The organism is Algoriphagus sp. (assembly GCF_039969895.1).
In the GTDB taxonomy this organism is placed as follows: domain Bacteria; phylum Bacteroidota; class Bacteroidia; order Cytophagales; family Cyclobacteriaceae; genus Algoriphagus.
In genome coordinates this window covers 209,726-228,116 of record NZ_JBDVMZ010000014.1, presented here as the reverse complement: position 1 = coordinate 228,116, position 18,391 = coordinate 209,726, and the positions used below count along the sequence as shown (strand labels likewise).

Annotated in this window: 14 protein-coding genes; 3 read left to right on the top strand and 11 right to left on the bottom strand. The window is 43.8% G+C overall.

Going from position 1 to position 18,391, the window contains the following annotated elements; genetic code table 11:
- Positions 1–6: 6 nt before the first annotated feature.
- Positions 7–798, bottom strand: coding sequence for a hypothetical protein (locus ABJH64_RS12325; protein ID WP_348276571.1), 792 nt, complete (start codon positions 796–798; stop codon positions 7–9).
- A 198-nt stretch (positions 799–996) separates the two neighbouring features.
- Here ABJH64_RS12325 and ABJH64_RS12320 point away from each other — a divergent pair, with 198 nt between their 5' ends.
- The 3 genes from ABJH64_RS12320 (at position 997) to ABJH64_RS12310 (ending at position 8,418) form a co-directional block, all read left to right on the top strand.
- Positions 997–2,121, top strand: coding sequence for a histidinol-phosphate transaminase (locus tag ABJH64_RS12320; RefSeq protein WP_348276570.1), 1,125 nt, complete (start codon positions 997–999; stop codon positions 2,119–2,121).
- Positions 2,121–2,672: a GNAT family protein gene (locus ABJH64_RS12315; RefSeq protein WP_348276569.1), complete on the top strand. Its 552-nt coding sequence runs from the start codon at positions 2,121–2,123 to the stop codon at positions 2,670–2,672. Before ABJH64_RS12320 ends, ABJH64_RS12315 begins: the two co-directional genes overlap by 1 nt.
- A 355-nt stretch (positions 2,673–3,027) precedes the next feature.
- Positions 3,028–8,418: a CHAT domain-containing protein gene (locus ABJH64_RS12310; protein ID WP_348299608.1), complete on the top strand. Its 5,391-nt coding sequence runs from the start codon at positions 3,028–3,030 to the stop codon at positions 8,416–8,418.
- A gap of 5 nt (positions 8,419–8,423) precedes the next feature.
- Here ABJH64_RS12310 and ABJH64_RS12305 read toward each other — a convergent pair whose 3' ends face one another.
- The 10 genes from ABJH64_RS12305 to ABJH64_RS12260 form a co-directional block, all read right to left on the bottom strand.
- The gene (locus ABJH64_RS12305) at positions 8,424–9,983 is read right to left on the bottom strand and encodes a glycoside hydrolase family 99-like domain-containing protein (RefSeq protein ID WP_348276300.1); all 1,560 of its coding nucleotides are present in this window, start codon (positions 9,981–9,983) and stop codon (positions 8,424–8,426) included.
- A gap of 83 nt (positions 9,984–10,066) precedes the next feature.
- Positions 10,067–10,606, bottom strand: a complete 540-nt coding sequence (locus ABJH64_RS12300) for a GNAT family N-acetyltransferase (RefSeq protein ID WP_348276299.1) — start codon at positions 10,604–10,606, stop codon at positions 10,067–10,069.
- Positions 10,607–10,932: 326 nt separating this feature from the next.
- Positions 10,933–11,901 carry a transketolase C-terminal domain-containing protein gene (locus ABJH64_RS12295; protein WP_348276298.1) on the bottom strand — a complete coding sequence of 323 codons (969 nt, stop codon included), beginning with the start codon at positions 11,899–11,901 and terminating at the stop codon, positions 10,933–10,935.
- Positions 11,902–11,938: 37 nt separating this feature from the next.
- The gene (locus tag ABJH64_RS12290) at positions 11,939–12,790 is read right to left on the bottom strand and encodes a transketolase (protein WP_348276297.1); all 852 of its coding nucleotides are present in this window, start codon (positions 12,788–12,790) and stop codon (positions 11,939–11,941) included.
- A gap of 11 nt (positions 12,791–12,801) precedes the next feature.
- On the bottom strand, positions 12,802–13,251 hold the full coding sequence (gene bcp, locus ABJH64_RS12285; RefSeq protein WP_348276296.1) for a thioredoxin-dependent thiol peroxidase: 450 nt from the start codon (positions 13,249–13,251) through the stop codon (positions 12,802–12,804).
- Between the two features lie 104 nt (positions 13,252–13,355).
- Entirely contained in the window at positions 13,356–15,230 is a 1,875-nt protein-coding gene (locus ABJH64_RS12280; RefSeq protein ID WP_348276295.1) for a M23 family metallopeptidase, read from the bottom strand.
- Positions 15,217–15,828, bottom strand: a complete 612-nt coding sequence (locus tag ABJH64_RS12275; RefSeq protein ID WP_348276294.1) for a fumarylacetoacetate hydrolase family protein — start codon at positions 15,826–15,828, stop codon at positions 15,217–15,219. The genes ABJH64_RS12280 and ABJH64_RS12275 overlap by 14 nt, the downstream gene beginning before the upstream one ends.
- Before the next feature lie 8 nt (positions 15,829–15,836).
- On the bottom strand, positions 15,837–16,523 hold the full coding sequence (locus ABJH64_RS12270; RefSeq protein ID WP_348276293.1) for a DUF4377 domain-containing protein: 687 nt from the start codon (positions 16,521–16,523) through the stop codon (positions 15,837–15,839).
- 12 nt (positions 16,524–16,535) lie between these two features.
- The gene (locus tag ABJH64_RS12265; RefSeq protein ID WP_348276292.1) at positions 16,536–17,267 is read right to left on the bottom strand and encodes an SGNH/GDSL hydrolase family protein; all 732 of its coding nucleotides are present in this window, start codon (positions 17,265–17,267) and stop codon (positions 16,536–16,538) included.
- A 12-nt stretch (positions 17,268–17,279) separates the two neighbouring features.
- A complete protein-coding gene (locus ABJH64_RS12260) occupies positions 17,280–18,320 on the bottom strand; it encodes an LD-carboxypeptidase (protein WP_348276291.1) in 1,041 nt (346 codons plus the stop codon).
- Between the last annotated feature and the right edge of the window lie 71 nt (positions 18,321–18,391).

The window sequence follows — 18,391 nt, the reverse complement described above, 5'->3', positions numbered from 1 at the left end:
ACCGGACTATCGAACTACGTTTTCTAATGTTGCTAAGTAAACCCATTTTTGATCTCTAGAGTTTAATCCTTTGTTTACTGCCTCGCGCTGAGAATCCGTTTGATTCATGTCTTCATAGGATTGCGCATTGAAAAACTGCATGTAATCCTTGTAGATATTCATCGTCAAGTGGGTTGATTTGGCCTCTGATCCTAAAGGTAGCGCTGTTCTTAACAAACTCCAATGGCCCATTAGGCCCTGTTCAATGCGTTTTTGATGAATTGGAAGAAATACTTCCTCCTCTGCTTTTTCGTAGGTATCAAACTGCCCTTCATTTGCTTTCATCAAGTCAAATGAAGCCAGAACACCGGGTTTCATCGGGAAATTGTCTTTAGTTTCCGCTATTTCACGCATATAAAGTCTCATCGGCATATCACGCATAGCGAGTGACTCTTGAAACAATTTGCTGACTTGGACGCTAGTGAGATGTGGATAGGCAATTTTGGTGTATTCTATCATGGATTGCTCATCTAGGCCATTCATCATCTGTACTGGGTCATTGTAATACGTAACCATGATATACTGAAAATCCGCTTGACTTGCGCCTGACTGCAGTGCCCAGAAATCCCAGCCTTTGATTCGCTTATCGCTAAGTGCCTGTCGATAAACTTTCTCCATTAGGTCTTTGAACTCGATGTAATCAAATAGCTGATCATTTTCAACTTTGATAAATTCGAATACCATATACTGCGTTTGCTGAGCCTTGAGACTACTTACCCAAAGCATCCCACAAACAAAGAAAAGTAATAGCTTTTTCATGAATATTAGGGTTTAGGGTTAATTTCGCTTTTGTATAATTTAAATAATTATTTTGTAGATACCCATATTTAAGAGAGAAAATTTTATTATAGCGACTTATTGCCAAACATGATATATTTCAATGGATTGGCTAATAAATGAAGATAAGCTAACATCAGAGGCGAAACATTAGTATTTTAACAATCAAATGGAAAAAACATGTCGGTAATTTCAAGAAGATCTTGGCTGAAAAAAGCTTCCTTAGGAACTGGATTAGTTGCATTAGGTACCTCAGGAATAGTCACTTCCTTAGCTGCAGAAGAAATCAAAAAGTTTAATCCCCGGCCAATGGCAGGCCTTATTCGCTTAGGGTCAAATGAAAATCCCTACGGTCCTTCTGAAGCGATGAGAAATGCAATGATCAAAGGCTTTGACAACGGGTGCCGCTATCCCTGGGGCTACAATGCAGAGCTAGTTAGCATGATTGCTGAGAAAGAAGGAGTGCCTGCAGATCACATCGTCTTAGTAGCAGGCTCTACTGAGGGATTGAAAATCGCCGGAATCACCTTTGGTGGAGGCGGTGAGATAATTTCTTGTAGCCCGACTTTCCTTTCTATGATGAGTTATGCCGAGATCTGGGGCACTGAGATCAACTGGGTTCCACTGACCAAAGACTTGGATTTTGACTTGGAAGAGATTGAAAATCGCGTTTCTTACAAGACCAAGATGGTTTTCCTCTGCAACCCAAATAACCCAACTGGGAAGTTGCTTCCAGCAGATCAAGTCGTTGATTTTTGTAAAACTGTCAGCAAGCAAGCTGTGGTTTTTTCTGATGAGGCCTATTACGATTACATTACCCAGCCTAACTACCCATCCATGGTAGAGCTCGTGAAGAAAGGATATGATGTGGTCGTATCTAGGACTTTCTCCAAAGTATATGGCATGGCTGGAATCAGAATGGGCTACTTGGTGGCTAAACCAGCATTGGCCAAAATGCTTTCCGATCGTGTGGTAGCCAATACCAATATTATGGCGATTGAGGCAAGTAAGGCGGCTTTGCTGGATAAGGAATTCTATCAGTTTTCCTTGCAAAAAAACCTGGAGGCCAAAGCAATGCTTACCAAAACATTAGATGAGCTGAATTTGCCGTACTTAGATTCTCATGCAAACTTCATTTTTTTCCAGTCAGGGAGGGATATCAACGAGTTAAATAAAACCATGCTGGAGAAGGGATTTGTGATCGGAAGACCGTTTGAACCGCTGAATGATTGGTGTAGAATATCTACCGGTACGCTAGAGGAAATTGCTCTTTACAATACTGCTATTCAAGAAGTGCTAGGCTGATGCTTGATCCAAAGTTGACTTTAGAAAGTGATAAATTGCTGCTTAAACCGATTAGCAAGCAGGATTTCCCAGCGTTGATGGAGCTGACGAATGATACTTCCCTTTGGAAATATTTCACCTTTGACCTGAGCTTGAAGGAAGAGTTTGCGGAGTGGGTCAGGCCAGCACTGAACGGTGAGCGATTACAGTTTGTAGTCTGGGACAGGGAAGCTGGGACCGTCCTTGGTAGCACAGCATTTGGTAATTATTCCAAACGAGATGAGCGGATAGAGATCGGCTGGTCTTGGCTAGGAAGGCAGTTTCATGGCTCTGGCGTTAATCAAGCTATGAAATTATTGATGCTTGAGTATTGCTTTGAAACACTCCAACTAAAGCGTGTAGAATTCAAAACAGATGTGCTGAATATGCCTGCGCGAAATGCCTTGAAGAAATTGGGAGCAGTGGAGGAGGGTATTTTGCGAAGCCATACCTTGCTGACCCACAACAGACGTAGGGACACGATTTTTTACAGCGTGTTGGAAAGTGAGTGGCCTGGTTTGGCGCAGCACTAATTTCTGCTTCCGAAGTGAGTCATGGGGAATTATGATAGAAATGCTTTTTAAGGTGTCGATTTTCGAATACCTCACAGCTAGCTTTTTTTTCTAGAAATTAATTACCGTGGGCTTCATCTGCGTCAGATTATTTGGCAGTCTTGCCTTTTTTTAGCTAATAAATTTTAATTTGTGTGGAGTTTTCAGCTTTTTGAGTCAGTTTGTAAATAGCTGAATTCTAACAGGAACCCTGGCATTTCGAGGTGATTTTTTCTCGATGATGATCCAGCTTCAGGATGAACAATGCAAAATGAAAACATGCTCCGTCCTCCTGGTTCAAAAGAAAATTTTATCATTAATCTATTAATTTTTACCTATGGCTACTTTGAAAATCAAGCTTAAAGGACACGATCATTCTTCATTTCACACAGCGGACGACAGTGGGTTTGACCTCTACCAATTTGATCAAGCATACACGGTAGAAAGTCCCACTCGAGGCGACGTGCCCGAGCAGGTACTCGAAATCGATGACTCAAAAATCGTCGAGTTTCAATTTGAGGACGAAACGGTCTGGATGGGTGATAACGAATCGATCAGCACACTTTTTCCCAAGGAAGTCAAGCGCTCTGCTGATGGAGATGAGCTTTTTCTTCCAGATGAATTAGAATCGGATGAGTTGGAAAGGGGAGTTTTCTCCAAAGTTGCCATCAAACTGGTGAAAATTTTTGTCAAAAAGGCAATCATCAAACCCAAGATGATCGTCCTGGCACATAATCTAGAAAACAAGCAATTGGCTTTTTCGGGGGAAGATTTCAAAAAAATCGAATACGGACTTCTAACTGCTTGCTCGCCTGAGTTGGAGTTAAGCAAGCTTACTTTCAATGATGCCGGAGAGGCTCAGCTTGATGTGTCTAATCGCTACCTTCTTTTCCTTCATGGTACTGGATCTTCCAGTTTGGGGTCTTTCGGTGAGTTGAAAGAATCTGAAGAATGGCGAAAATTTGTGGATGAATATGGGGCATACAATCTGATTGCTTTTCAACATAGGACGCTGACGACCAGTCCACTTCAGAATATTCTTCACCTTGTCAGACAGCTTCCTTCAGGGATCAAATTGGATTTGTTGAGCCATTCCAGAGGAGGTTTGCTGGCAGATTTGCTGGCTAGATTTTCCACAGATGCCAAGGGCTTTGATTCGGTGGAAAAGTCACTTTTAGACCGAAATAGTAGAGATACCGACCTCAGCGTCATCAATGAGATAGAAAGTGCGCTGGAAGCCAAAAATATTACGATCCGATCCATGGTGCGAGTGGCTTGTCCCGCAAATGGAACTACGCTGGCATCTAATCGTCTCAATATTTTTCTAAATGTCACCTTCAATTTGGCCGGATTGGCTGTGGGGCAAATCGGCAATCCGATTTTCGTGGCTTTTAAAGAGTTTATCATGGAGGCAGTCGCTTCCAAAGACGATGTGGATGTTTTGCCGGGCCTGGAGGCTATGGCACCGAATTCTCCCTTCATCAAGGCACTCAACTATCAGGCTTCAGAGATTGAAGTTGATTTTCCGCTGTACGTAGTAGGGGGAAGCAGCGAGTTGAGTATGAGTTTTAAGACCTTGGTGGTGATTTTGGGCAAGTTGTTTTTTATGAGGAAAAATGACCTCGTGGTAGATACTGAAAGCATGACCTGGGGAGCCAGGAGGAAGCCGGGGAAGGTTTTTGTGTCGATTGAGAAAAGTGGCGCGATCAACCACTTCAAGTACTTTTCCAATCCCGACACTGTCAAAGCGATTTTGGCAGCTTTATCCGTCGAAGATGGCAATGTAGTAGAAGATTTTGAATTGAAATTAGTTTCGAGTGAGCGCGGTTTTGCAGGGTTGGATTACGGCGCTTACAAGCGAGACGAGGTTTCTGGTCAGCGACCGATAGCCCTGATCATACCGGGAATCATGGGTTCCAATCTTGGTGATCCAAAGAGGGCAGGCAAAAAAGATGAATTGCTTTGGATTAATTACTGGCGTTTTTTGACAGGGGACTTGGTTGGGATGGCTTTGGGGCCAAAAAATGAAACTTCTCTGGCACCGCATTCCTTGATCAAAACTTCTTATGGAGACTTGGGAGAAAAACTGGAGGCGACGTACGATGTGGTGACGTTTGAATTTGATTGGCGAATTCCGCTTAAAGAGAGTGCAGCAAGATTCGATGGGAAGGTGCTAGAGCTTCTTTCTTATAAGCAGCCTATCAAAATTGTAGCTCACAGTATGGGAGGCGTTTTGGTAAGGGATTTTATCGTTTATCATCCCGATACCTGGCAAAAGCTCAATAAGTCCATTGGCTTCAAAGCGGTGTTTTTGGGATCACCGCTCGGCGGATCCTATAGAATTCCTTATGTGCTATTTGGTAAGGATAGCATGATTAAGTTGCTCGGCAAGATTGACATTAAGCATTCTATCAAGGAGCTATTGTCGGTATTCTGCAATTTTCACGGCATACTCAATCTCCTCCCGATGAGTAACAACACCAGTTTGCATGATTTCTCAGACAGGAGATTGTGGGAGAAAATGCGTGAGGCATCCGGCGATGTTTCTTGGCCTATACCTTCTGCGGAGGCTTTGAAAGTATTTGCGGAGCATCAAAAGAAGGTGTTGGAAACCGTGGACTCCATAGACTATAGTAATATCACTTACGTGGCAGGGCAAAGTGGGAAGAAAAATTTCACGATATCAAATCTTGATATTGATAACGGAGAACTCAAGTTCTACGCGACTAATGCTGGCGATGAGAGCGTTACCTGGATGTCGGGAATTCCAAAAGGAATTCACGATAAAAACCAAGTTTATTACGCAAACGTGACTCATGGAGGACTTTCCAACGAACGGAACATTTTTGCTGCGATAGAGGAGCTACTGGTTTTCGGAAGTACAAAAAGACTTCAGAATAGTCTGCCAAAAACACGTGGGGAGGAGAAGGATTTTGCGCCAGTAGAATCTGAGGTTTTTGATATCAGCGAAGAAAATGTGTTGAATACCATTTTGGGAATAGAAGAGCAGGAAGCCAAATGGCAGGAAGAAAAGCCAATTCTCGTCACGGTAAGCCATGGAGATTTGAAATATGCCAAATTCCCAGTGCTAGCCGGACATTTCAAATTCGATGCGATCCTCACCACGGAGCTAGCGATAGACCGTCAGTTGGGCGGTGAACTAGCCAGGCTACATGGCTTAGGATTGTATCCAGGGGATATTGGAACAAATCAGATTGTGTTGAATGAAGATTTTTCTAAAACGACTTTCAGAGGTGGCGTGATTGTAGGCTTGGGTGTTCCCGGTGAATTATCAGGGTTTGCTTTGATGAATTCTATAGAAAAAGGTGTGGCCAGATACCTAACCATCAAAAAGGAATATTCGAACTATTCTAAAGATGGCAGTTCTGCGGATACCGTAGGAATCTCAGTGATAGCTATCGCAAATGCCTTTGGAGGTTTGACCACCGAAAGCTCCATACGGGCTATTATTTTGGGAATTCAGCAAGCCAATAAAAATATACATGCAGCCTATAAAGGCAAGATCAAAGGAATAGAGGAGGTGGAAATCATTGAGATTTTCAATGACAAGGCTTTGGCTATTTTGAAAACCATCCAACGGTTAGAGTGTGACGATAGCCGGGAATTCAATGTGGTGTTCAAAGAAAATGGGCTCAATTACAAACTTGGACGACTTTGGAGAATTCCTTATGATAATGCCAATGATTGGTGGACTCGTGTAAGTGTGGGTCATGAGATGAAACTCTCTGCCACGGATGAGTTTCAAGAAATGATCAGGATGTCCATCGCATCCAACGGAGCCAGCGAAAAGGTAGAGCACATGCCTGCCAATGACAAAACTTTGGCGGTTCTATTGAAGCGAATGACCCTGCAAAATCAGTATTCTCCTGAGATTGCCAAGACAATGTTTGAGTTGTTGATCCCTTATCAATTCAAGGAAGAAGTGAAGCGACTCAGCAATGTCTCTTGGATCTTAGATCCAGCTTCGGCAGAGTATCCTTGGGAAATGATTCAGGAGGATGTGGACGCTGTGCCACTTTGCGTGCATACGGGGATGATCCGTCAGTTGGCGACGATGCAATACCGTCAAAAGTTAGCCCGAGTGACTGATAAAACAGCACTGGTGGTAGGTGATCCCCTGTTGGAAAAATATATGCCGCAGCTACCTGGAGCGAAGAGGGAGGCTGAGATGGTGGCTACTATTCTTCGGAAAAATGAATATCAAATTCAGAGCTTGATCAGTAGCACTGCTGCAGATATTATTCTTAAGCTTTTTTCCAGAAATCACAAAATCATCCACCTAGCAGGTCATGGGGTGTTCAACTATGGACCCAACCGATCCACCGGAATGGTCATAGGAAACGATACTTTTCTGACTCCTGCACAGATCGCCGGCATGAGCTCTTCGGCCGAGCTGGTATTTGTCAACTGCTGCTACCTCGGAGCTATAGACCGAGAAGCAGAGGAGAGAAGCCAATACAGAAATAAATTCGCGGCGAATATCGGTACGCAACTAATCAATAATGGCGCGAGAGCCGTGATCGTAGCAGGATGGGCTGTAGATGATGCCGCAGCCTTGGAGTTTTCGCGTCAGTTCTATGAAAATATGTTTGAGGGATTGGGATTTGGAGAGTCGGTGAAGCGGGCGAGGAAGGAAATCTATAAGAATTTCGGAAAAAGAACGAACACTTGGGGAGCCTTTCAGTGCTACGGTGATCCCTTTTACAAACTGACAGAAGTGGGCGTGTGGCGTGGCAATGAAGATGAGCAATTGGTCTGTGAAGAGGTGGAAATTGAGCTTCAAAATACCTTTGAATCCATGTCCGCCAATAATCACAATCAGGAGAAAATCCTCGCCAGAATTGATGAGATCAACAAAATCATGCAAAGTAGGAACATGCTCAATGATCGGATTCAGGAGCTTTCGGCAAGTATCTATGCCGGATTGCAGGAGTATGAAAAGTCCTGTGCTTGCTACGAAAACCTGATGAAATCCAAGAAGTCAGAATTCACAGTCAGGAGCTTTGAGCGCTACTGTAATACGCTGGCCAAGCTTTCTTTGCAGCAGTTCGCTTCTGGTAAAATTGAATTGAAGCAGGCACTACAGATGATCGATAAAGCTATAGGAGATATCGAGGGACTGGCCAAACATTTCGGGGAAAGTGCAGAGCGATTGAGCCTCCTGGGTAGTTCATATAAGCGAAAAATGCATTTGCTTCGCGATTCTTCTCCAAAGGATTTTTCGGAGGCATTGTCCTTATCTATTCAAGCTTATAAAGAAGCAAGCAAGCTAACTGGCTATAAGGATGCCTACCCGCTGACAAACTGGTTGACTATGGCTCAGATCCAGGTATTGCAGGAAGGGAAAAAGGGAGTTAAACATCTTGATTTGGAGGCTAGAAAGGCTATTCAGAAAATATTTGATGAGAATCAGGCTAACTCCAAAGTGGCCGATGACTTCTGGAAAATGGCCCACCAATCCAGTATTCTGCTCACTCAACTCCTGATGGAGACGACGGCGAGTAAAGACGAGGAATCCAAAATAAAGGCAATCACATCGTCCTATTTAAAATTGTGGGAATTGGCAGGAAATAGAGGGCAGAAAGTAGGAGAGCTAGAGCATTTCGAGATTATTGGAGCAGCACTTGGCAAACTGCCGAATGCAAGAGCAAAAGCGCTGAGTCCTATACTTATGCAAATACAAAAGCAACTGAAGGAGGCTTTGTAGCTCCTTTAGTTTCCAAATACATTTTTGATTGCTTCTAGGTAATCGAAACCATGACCTTCAGTGGGTTCTATGTAGTTACCTTCCAAATACTCGTTCCAGCAGCAGATCATGACCGTGTTTCCGTTGCTGGAACGATATTTTTTGGAGACAGACTGAGCATCTTTGAGCATAGCGGTGAAGGTGTTTTTGTCGCTTCTGACTTGATCTTTTTGTGGTTCGCTAGGAACTCCAGAGGGTTGAGGCCAGGTGCCGCCGGCGGGTCTCATATCCCAGCCCATCGCAGTAGGAACTTGATATTCGAAGTCAGGATCATTTTTGAATTGCTCGCTCCACTTATTCCAATGACCCCAGTAGGTCTCCCTCATATCAGCGAAAGACTTGTTGTCTTTATTCATAAAGTTGTGATATACGTAGGCTGTCATTCCTTCGAAGCCCATGCTCTTAAGCCTTGGCACGTACTCCTGAAGTAATTGCTTTTTCTCGTAGGTTCCACCTTCCCACGGCTTCTGCGGGTTATTAGCTTTCCATTGGGTAGGAAGGCCATAGATACGCTCATTTTCAAGCATTGGGCCAGCAGCTACTGCTATGAATTTTATACCAGGCAGTCCTTCTTTCCGGGCAGTTTCCTGAGAAAGATCCAACAGATCTTTCAGTTTTAGACCATAGTAAGCAGCACGGGATTCTGCATCTTGAGGGAAATAAAAATAGACGATGGGCCGTCCATCTTTTTCCTTCAAGTAATCTCCTCGCTTGAAATACTCATCTATCCATAGCCTGGTGATTTTTTCATGGACTTTGAGGTAAAGGTCTTTGTCAGGTTTCTCACCGGGATAGTTCGCTTTGCGCGCCATCTCATCTGGAGAACCGACTTTCAGCCAGGCCATCCAACGTTCATTGCTGTCGTCGCACCAGTTTAGGGCCCATTTCATTTGTTTTTCTTTAGGCAAACTTGCGTTCACTTCCAGCAAGACGTTGAGCTGTTCTCCCCATTCCACTAGGCCCGGTACAGCGACTCTTCCGGCATTTGCAGCATCTTTGGTCCAGCCTTTTGGGTAGTAAATGGTTGATTGCGGACCAAAGTCCAAGTGATAATAATAATTTCTTCCAAAGAACCAGTCGTATGCAAAAAAGTCAATTCCATAGTTTTTCATGTACTCCAGCTGCTTTTTGATGACCTCAGGATCATCCCTTTTGTAAAAGCCTTTGAGTTCTTTGATAGGTTTTTTATCCAAATAGGGGCCTTCATAAGGATATTTGGCATTGTAAATCCGCCCCTTTGGACCCCAAATACCAGGGTTTTGAAGGCTGGAACAATTTTCTTTTCCTGTAAGACAAGACCAAAAACTGTCGCGATCCACGGCAGGGTCAGAAGAGGTGTTCCAGGAAGGCATGTAGAAAACACCAACCAATTCGTCACCTTCAGCTGCGATCGGGGAAGTTGAATTTTTGAGAGTTGCTTTTGTTGCGAGTGTGGCTGGCCCTATTTCAAGTACGCGAACAGCAAAGAAAAAGACAGCTGAAGTAACCAAAAGGGCTGAAAGAGTATATAGGGTTGGTTTTAGCATGTTTCCTTTCTTTGAAATTTGGAGTTGAAAATGAGAGTTTACATCTGCCGTGATAATTCTTGATGACTAAGAAAATGAAGGGGTTACTTAAGACTTTTTCTTAAGATCTGAATGCCTCGATATTTGGGCCGGAGCTTTTTATAGTCTAAATGATAGGTGAAAAGCCATTCAAACCCCATTTTTCGGTAAAAGCTTTGGGCTTGGAGCTGGGTATCCATCACCTCAAGCCAGATGTAATTTAGGTTTCGTTCCCTAGCTATAGATTCTACCCTTTTCATCAGCTGTGCAGCGATTCCTTTTCCCTGGTATTCTTTGCTGATATAGATGCGATGGAGCTTGAGCGAATTTGGGAAATCGACCAATTCCGGGGACTCAGGATAGCTGTACTTTAGGATGCCGATTTTCCAACCTTCGTAAAAGACAAAGTAGTAATGACTTTTGGGATCATCTAAGTCCTTTTGAAAGGCATCGGGATTGTACATCTGCTCCAAGTACCAGTCCCCAGAATCCGACCAAATATGCTTGTAAGCAGGGATGTAAATTTCCCTCATTAACTCAATAAGCTCTGGCTGATCCGCGAAGGTGAGTTTTTGGATGCTTAAATCTTCTGAGAGGTTAATCATTACTAGAGGTAAGTGTAGATGGGTGGAGGAAGGATGAGTTGATAAGGGATGAATAATCTCGGATAATTCCTATTAAAATAAATATTTTTCAATTGACCTGCCAAAAAATGCAGTTGAGTTTTTTTTGGGTTTTAGAAAAGACTTTTGAAAGTAAAAAACCACTGCCCCTTTCGAAGCTGTGGTTTTATGTATGATAAGATTCAATACCAGAAACAGCTGTTTGTCAAATTAAGGAGTATGATAATCCGCATTCTTGGCAAATACTTAAAACTCCTTTGTTCATTCAGCTGGCGACCGAAGTAGCCGTAGTTTCTGTGTATCTCTAGTTACTTTCTAGCCAATACTTTCTTGGCAGCCGCCACGATATTTGCGGCGTTCAATCCGTATTTTTCAAGTAGCTCAGTCGGAGTTCCTGACTCGCCAAAGCTGTCATTGACACCCACATACTCCATCGGAGCCGGATTATTTCTAGCCAAAGTCTGTGCTACGCTATCACCTAGTCCACCGTTGTATTGGTGTTCTTCGGCAGCTACTGCACATCCTGTTTTGGCTACAGAATCTAGAATCGCTTCTTCGTCTAATGGCTTGATCGTGTGGATATTGATCACTTCAGCAGAGATACCTTCGCTTCGCAAAATAGCTTCAGCTACCACTGCTTCCCAGACCAAATGGCCAGTAGCAAAAATAGTTACATCGGTTCCTTCGATCATTTTCCAAGCTTTTCCTATCTCAAACTTCTGGGCAGGATCAGTGAAAATAGGCCAAGATGGACGTCCAAATCTCAGGTAAACTGGCCCTTCGTAATCTGCAATTGCGATGGTGGCTGCTTTGGTCTGATTATAATCGCAAGGATTGATCACGGTCATGTGCGGGAGCATTTTCATCATGCCCACATCTTCTAGGATCTGGTGGGTTGCGCCGTCTTCTCCTAAGGTCAAACCAGCGTGAGAGGCGCATATTTTCACGTTTTTGCCAGAATAGGCGATGGACTGACGAATCTGATCATATACTCGGCCAGTCGAGAAGTTGGCGAAAGTGCCCGTGAAAGGGATTTTTCCGTTGATAGATAAGCCTGCGGCTATACCCATCATGTTGGCTTCTGCAATTCCTGTCTGAAAGAACCTTTCTGGGAATTCCTTCTGAAAGGCTCCCATTTTCAATGAACCGATCAAATCGGCACAAAGTCCTACCACGTTTGGGTTTCTTCGTCCTGCTTCTAGGAAGCCATCACCGAATCCAGAGCGTGTATCTTTTTTTTCTGTATAGTTGAATTTTAAATCCAAAGTCTTTTCCATGTTTTCTATTAAGTAAGTGGTCTAAAAATAGGCTTGATTAATAATCACCTATAGTTTCTGGTAGCTGCCCCAGCGCGTCTGCAAGTTGCTCATCACTAGGAGCGATTCCATGCCACTTGTGCGTTCCTACCATGAAGTCAACACCGTAGCCCATTTCAGTATGAAGTAGATTCATCACTGGCTTACCTTTTCCACAAAGACTCTTAGCTTTCTCTAGCCCTTCTATGACAGACTTCATGTCGTTGCCCTGCAAGGTGTCAATCACTTCCCATCCAAAAGACTCATATTTAGCTCTAAGGTCAATCAAGTCCATGATTTCTTCCGTAGGTCCGTCGATCTGCTGTCTGTTTAGGTCAATTGTAGCGATTAGATTGTCAACTTTCCAGTGTGCTGCATACATAGCTGCTTCCCATACTTGACCTTCTTCCTGTTCGCCATCGCCCATCAAGACATAGACTGTGCTGTCATCGCCATCAATTTTTTTAGCCTGCGCTGCGCCAATAGCCACAGACAAGCCTTGTCCTAAAGATCCGGAAGCAATTCTAATTCCTGGAAGACCTTCTTCAGTTGCCGGGTGACCCTGAAGTCTGGAGTTTAGCTTTCTGAAGGTGTTCATTTCCTCCGGAGAGAAGTACCCTGATCTAGCCAATGCTGCGTACCAAACAGGTGAGATATGCCCATTGGAAAGGAAAAATAAATCTTCTCCTTTTCCTTCCATTTTAAAATCTGAGTTGTGATTCAGTTGATTGAAGTACAGCGCTACGAAGAATTCTGTACAACCCAATGAGGCGCCAGGGTGTCCTGACTGTACCGCATGCACCATGCGAAGAATGTCTCTACGTACCTGAGATGCTGTACTTTCGAGCTGTTCGATTGTTTGTTTTTCCATTACGGATAGGTTTAATTTAGGATTTGAGCTGTGTGATCTTTTGTTTTTACTTTGTCGATGATTTCAGAGATTTTACCTGACTCATCGATCACAAAAGTGGTACGAACTGTACCCATGTATTTTCTGCCATACATTGACTTTTCCTGCCAAGTACCAAAAGCTTCGTGAACTTTTAAATCGGTATCAGCAATCAATGAGAAGGGCAGTTCTTGTTTTTCTTTGAATTTAATGTGCGATTTTTCAGCGTCCGAGCTCACTCCGAACACAACATAGCCAGCCTTTTGCAACGCTTCGTAATTGTCTCTCAGATTGCAAGCCTGGGCTGTACATCCAGGTGTATTGTCTTTAGGGTAGAAATAGAGAACTACTTTTTTTCCTCGATAGTCAGAAAGTTTGACCGTCTCTCCTGTCTCAATTTTCGCTTCAAAATCTGGGGCCATCTGGCCTACTTCTAGTTCCATGAGTATCTAATTTGTTGATCGTTTGAAATCTAGCTTTGGAAGTTTTCTCTATGTTTATTCCAGAGAGTAGCTGATTTCACTTTGGTTTACTTAAGCCGCCTAATTTAACCAATCGTTCCTTTGTATTCAGCAGTATTGCCAGCTTTATCGGTAACTTTTAATAAAACTTCGCCTTTGAACGGTTCATTGGTGAGCTTCTCCGACCAAATCACTGCTTGTTTGTACTCGTAGCGCATGAGTACCCATTTGCCATTGACATAGGCTTCGTAGCTGTCTATTCCGGACAAGTTGTCGCGGATGACAAATCGTAAATCAGCCGAATTTACCTTGATCACCTGAATGGTAGGCTTGGTGTTGTCTTCCAAAATGGAGATTTCGCCCATGCTTCTTGATCCGAAATTGAGCGTGTCACCTTGCCACTTGCCTCCCAAAAATGACTTGGCGCCCCCGGAAGTATAATATGCGTGTGCGCGATTTTTGTTTCCGGAGTAGCCCGGTACTTCCCAGAGGATAGTTGCTGGATTCCATAGATAGTCGCGGCTGCTGTTCAGCGTTAGCTTTGGCGCGGTGATAGATCCGGACTGGGATACCCGTAGGTACAAGTCATCCAGAACAGTTTCTTTGTCAAAGTTGATCTGCACATGTTTGTCTGAATAGGAAATCTGTTTTCCCGCAGGAATCAGGGCATTAATACCCGGGCGGATCACTTCGGTGCAGATGTCTATAGACTCTGGAATACCAAATTCCATATCCCAAAGATAGGTGCGACTATTGGCATCCTGGTAGGCAGGTAGCATCTCGAAAGCATGTGAGCCAACTTGGAATTTAGCCAATCCGCCTTTCGGAGAGACTGGAGCCTTAATTTTTAGGATGTTATTAAGGTAATCCAAAGAAGCTTTGGAGGGGGCAGCACCGTCATTGACAGTTGACTCCAGATCCTGACCATGGAGCGTAAAGCTGACTTGCCGCTCATTTCCATAGGCATCGATTAGCGATAGCTTATAGGTCTTTTTTGCACCGATTTCAAGTTCCAAATGCCCGGCATGCTCTGACTTGGGTGTGATGAAATCAAACTTTAAGTTCTTTTGGAAATAAAGCTTTGTGAAGCGATTTTGGTGGGTGTACAGCAGGAATTGACGAGTATAATTGAAGTCAACTTTATCCACTGTTTGAGTGAAAAAAGTGCCACTTTCATCCGCTAGCTTGAATACCGGTGAGCCGTTTTGATTGCTCGCCCCATCTAGCTGATCATAGCTGCGGACTTCTATTCCTACTTTACCGGTGATTTTGATTTCATTGGGAAGGCGATAATTCGATCCACTGGCTACGGGGGTAACTTCCAGTCTGGCAAATTTCCCATTCACCCGAGAATCAATATCCAATGGGACAATCGCTATAGTTTGAGGAACTGGAGCGGTTTTATCTAGAATTTCTGCGAAACCAAATAGGAGGGGATCCATCGCTCGATCCAGACTATCGCGGATTTCAAAATGCAAATGTGGTCCTCCCGACCCGCCTGTATTCCCACTGTCGGCGATTCGTTGACCTTGCATGACAGGAAATTGACCTGGCTCGGGGTACAGCTCTAATTCATTGACTTTTGCATCGTACATTTTCTGGCGCATGTAGTCACTGAGCTCTTTGTTGAAGTTGCGCAGGTGACCATATAGCGTGATCATACCGTTGGGATGCTTCAGGTAGATGACATTACCATAGCCAAATGAGGTGATTTTGATGCGATGAACCCAGCCATCTGCAGCAGCCAAAACAGGCACACCTTCCTGACCGCCTGTTTTGAAATCCAATCCTGTATGAAAATGGTTTGGTCTTAGTTCAGAGAAATTACCCGAGAGGTAATTCCGAGTTCCAGGATTAATCGGATTCTTGAAATAGTTTTTATTCACTTCCTGAGCACCTAGCTCAAGGGTGCTGAACAGTCCAAGAAATACGAATGCGTAGGCTAGTTTACTTAACTTCAAAATCCAACAACTTTTCACTTCCAATAAATCCTTCTAATCTGTCGCCGATTTGCACTGGTCCCACGCCTGACGGAGTTCCGGTGTAAATCAAGTCTCCTGTTTTCAGCATAAAAAATTGCGAGACGTACTCGATGATCGTTCCAAATTCAAATAACATCAAGGAGGTGTTGCCTTTTTGTCTCAATTCACCATTGATTGTAAGGTGGAAATCTATGTTTTTCAAATCTTCGAAATCATCTACAGATTTGAATCCGCCGATAGGTGCGGCGCCATTAAAACCCTTAGCAATCTCCCAGGGAAGACCTTTGGACTTGCATTGATCTTGAAGGTCACGAGCCGTGAAGTCTATCCCCAGGCCGATTTGATCATAATACCGATGCGCAAATTTCTTCTCAATGTACTTTCCCTGTTTTGATATTTTCAACACGAGTTCAGCTTCGTGATGAATGTTTTTGGAGAAATCCGGGTAGAAAAAAGGCGCGCCATCTTTCAGTAGTGCGGTGTCAGGCTTGAGAAAAACGACAGGATTTCCCGGAATCTCATTTTTCAGTTCTTCTATGTGAGCCGCGTAGTTTCGGCCGATGCAAATGATTTTCATACAAATAATTAATCTACAGCTTGGAAGGTCATCAGTGTTTGGCCTGCCTCATTCATTAGGTAAAGTTGGTTGTTTTCCACTTTATATCCTCGGGTGTCGATCAAAGCTTGGGAAATAGCTTGCTCCACGGCCATGTCCGGACATGCCTTCATAGTAGTTGCTCCAGGGCCGAGAAGTAGCTTTTGGCCGTCATTTTCCTTGATTTCTCCTCGTACAGAATTACAGCCCATGTTTCCTACGTAGGTTTTCATAGATGCGTCAAACTCAAATGTCAAGGCTGCTTCGGATCTGAATCCTGTTGGGTTTTGGATTTCACCTACTTGCGTCAATTTCCAGATGTTGGTCAAGCGCAAGGCGGGATCAGCTTTTTTGCTCATGACTTCTACTAATTCATAGACCTTAGAAGAAGCATCCGCTGGAGTGGGCTCCGCTCTGTCTGTGACTTTTAATTTGATTTGGTAGATGTTACCAGGCTCATAGTCAAAGCCCTTGATATCACTATAGAAAAGCTCCCAAGCTCCATCAGGATCTAGTTCTTCGCTTTTTTGAATCTGGAGACAAGACATAGGCCCAACCCCTGTACAGGCAACTTTTGAAGAATTGATCCACCAGGTTTCTGTGTTGTTATCCGATTGGGATTCACAAGCTACTGCCCCGAGTACTGTGCTGATTAATAGAAATAGGATTGTTTTCATAGTCATAGAAGATTATTTAAAAACTGGCTCAATGTGTTTAACAAGTTTATCTGTCCAGAGCGTGTACATTTTGGCACTAGGATGAAGGCCATCTGCGGCAAGCATCTCGAGTTCAGCGCCTGATTTTCTGTACTGCTCGGTGATGTCGATGTACGTGACATCGTGATTTTCACTTATAGTTTTGCAAGCCCTGTTATAGGCATTGATCTCTTTAGCGACTTTTGATGCATCTCTATTTTGGGCTTGCGCAAAAGGAGTAACTCCCCAATCCGGAATTGAAATGACGACGACATGATTCGTGTCATTGCCGGCGAAGCTGATTGCGCGCTTCAGCATTGCTTCAAATTCCTTTTCAAAATCTGTCACCGAACGACCCCTGTATTGATTATTCACTCCGATGAGCAAGGTCACCAAGTCGTATGTTTTGCCGTCAATTTCCTCTTTGTTAATACCTTGCTCCAGTTCATCTACAGTCCAACCCGTGCGTGCTATGACTTTTGGCGCAGCCCAGGTATTAGTAGTTTCTGCATTTAGCTTAGTGACCAGTTGGCTGGGATATCGCCCTTCTTCGCTGACACCTTCGCCGATAGTGTAGCTGTCGCCCAGTGCCAAATAGGTGAGTTGATCAGAAGTGCCGGTAGTATTTTTAGTCATCGTAGAAGTTGAATCGTCGGGGAGCATATTCTTTGAGCTGTTGCAAGCGAGCATCCCGAGAATTAATACTGGTAAATAGAAGATTTTCATAAGGTTCCTTTACTACTGAAATACGGAGCTAAGCAGGGAAATGGTTCCTTTGTCCGCATCCATTGCAACTTTCGCACCTACCGGTAGGATGAATTGCTTAGAAATATGACCAATCATCGCGCCAGAGTAGGCAGGAATATTTAAAGGCAAAATATAATCGTCCAACACCTGATCCAAGGTAAGCGATCCGTAACCTCCACCTGGCTCGCAATCAGAACATTGCCCAAAAATAAAGCCTTTGATCTGGTCCAGTGTTCCATTCAATTTTAAGGTGCTCATCATCCGGTCTATTTTGTAAGGATCTTCTCCTATATCTTCAATAAACAGGATGGCGTCTTTGAAGTCGGGATAATAGGGAGAACCTGAGATAGCGGTCAATACGGTCAGATTTCCGCCTAGAATTTTTCCTTCCGCAGTTCCGCTCGTGAGGGTTTGAATCCGATTGGGCTTGACTACCAAATCATCACTTTCTGGGTGTATGTTTTCGTAAGTCATTTTCTCCTGGTCGAAAAAGACCTTCTCAAATTGCGCTACATTGAAGCTATTCCAGCCTCCGGAGCCCATGGGTCCATGGAATGTGATCAGGCCAGTTTGCGCATGAATCGCACAATGCAAGGCGGTGATGTCCGAATAGCCGAGCAATGGTTTGGGGTTTTTAGCGATGTTTTTGTAATCGATCAGCGGCAATATTCTCGCAGCTCCCGAACCGCCACGAATACTCACAATCGCCTTCACTTCGTTATTTGCAAACATTTCGTTTAGATCGGCCGCGCGTTCAGCATCTGTTCCAGCCAAATGTCCGTATCTGTTTTTGAGATTTTCTCCCAACTTAACCTTAAAGCCCAAGGCCTCCAATGCTTCCTGTGCAAACGTAAACTGCATTCTATCCGCCACAGCTGCTGAAGGAGCTATCAGTCCCACCGTGTCACCTTTTTTGATGGCCTTCGGCAAAAGTGTTTTGGCGTCAAAAGCTGCGTGTGCAGTATCAAAAGAAAGTAAGGGAAAAGATGCGGATAGTAGTCCTAAAGATTTGAGGAAAGCGCGTTTTTGCATGGGAAAGGAGGTTGATTTTAAACTGTGAAAATAAGGGATTTTTATTTTGGCAATCATTGCTCAAAAGAAAT

Excerpts from the sequence above, each read along its gene's own strand:
- ABJH64_RS12295 (WP_348276298.1), bottom strand. The coding sequence starts at position 11,901 with ATGGAAAAGACTTTGGATTTAAAATTCAACTATACAGAAAAAAAAGAT.
- ABJH64_RS12290 (WP_348276297.1), bottom strand. The coding sequence starts at position 12,790 with ATGGAAAAACAAACAATCGAACAGCTCGAAAGTACAGCATCTCAGGTA.
- ABJH64_RS12300 (WP_348276299.1), bottom strand. The coding sequence starts at position 10,606 with ATGATTAACCTCTCAGAAGATTTAAGCATCCAAAAACTCACCTTCGCG.
- ABJH64_RS12260 (WP_348276291.1), bottom strand. The coding sequence starts at position 18,320 with ATGCAAAAACGCGCTTTCCTCAAATCTTTAGGACTACTATCCGCATCT.
- ABJH64_RS12325 (WP_348276571.1), bottom strand. The coding sequence starts at position 798 with ATGAAAAAGCTATTACTTTTCTTTGTTTGTGGGATGCTTTGGGTAAGT.
- ABJH64_RS12265 (WP_348276292.1), bottom strand. The coding sequence starts at position 17,267 with ATGAAAATCTTCTATTTACCAGTATTAATTCTCGGGATGCTCGCTTGC.
- bcp (WP_348276296.1), bottom strand. The coding sequence starts at position 13,251 with ATGGAACTAGAAGTAGGCCAGATGGCCCCAGATTTTGAAGCGAAAATT.
- ABJH64_RS12270 (WP_348276293.1), bottom strand. The coding sequence starts at position 16,523 with ATGAAAACAATCCTATTTCTATTAATCAGCACAGTACTCGGGGCAGTA.
- ABJH64_RS12305 (WP_348276300.1), bottom strand. The coding sequence starts at position 9,983 with ATGCTAAAACCAACCCTATATACTCTTTCAGCCCTTTTGGTTACTTCA.
- ABJH64_RS12275 (WP_348276294.1), bottom strand. The coding sequence starts at position 15,828 with ATGAAAATCATTTGCATCGGCCGAAACTACGCGGCTCACATAGAAGAA.
- ABJH64_RS12320 (WP_348276570.1), top strand. The coding sequence starts at position 997 with ATGTCGGTAATTTCAAGAAGATCTTGGCTGAAAAAAGCTTCCTTAGGA.
- ABJH64_RS12310 (WP_348299608.1), top strand. The coding sequence starts at position 3,028 with ATGGCTACTTTGAAAATCAAGCTTAAAGGACACGATCATTCTTCATTT.
- ABJH64_RS12315 (WP_348276569.1), top strand. The coding sequence starts at position 2,121 with ATGCTTGATCCAAAGTTGACTTTAGAAAGTGATAAATTGCTGCTTAAA.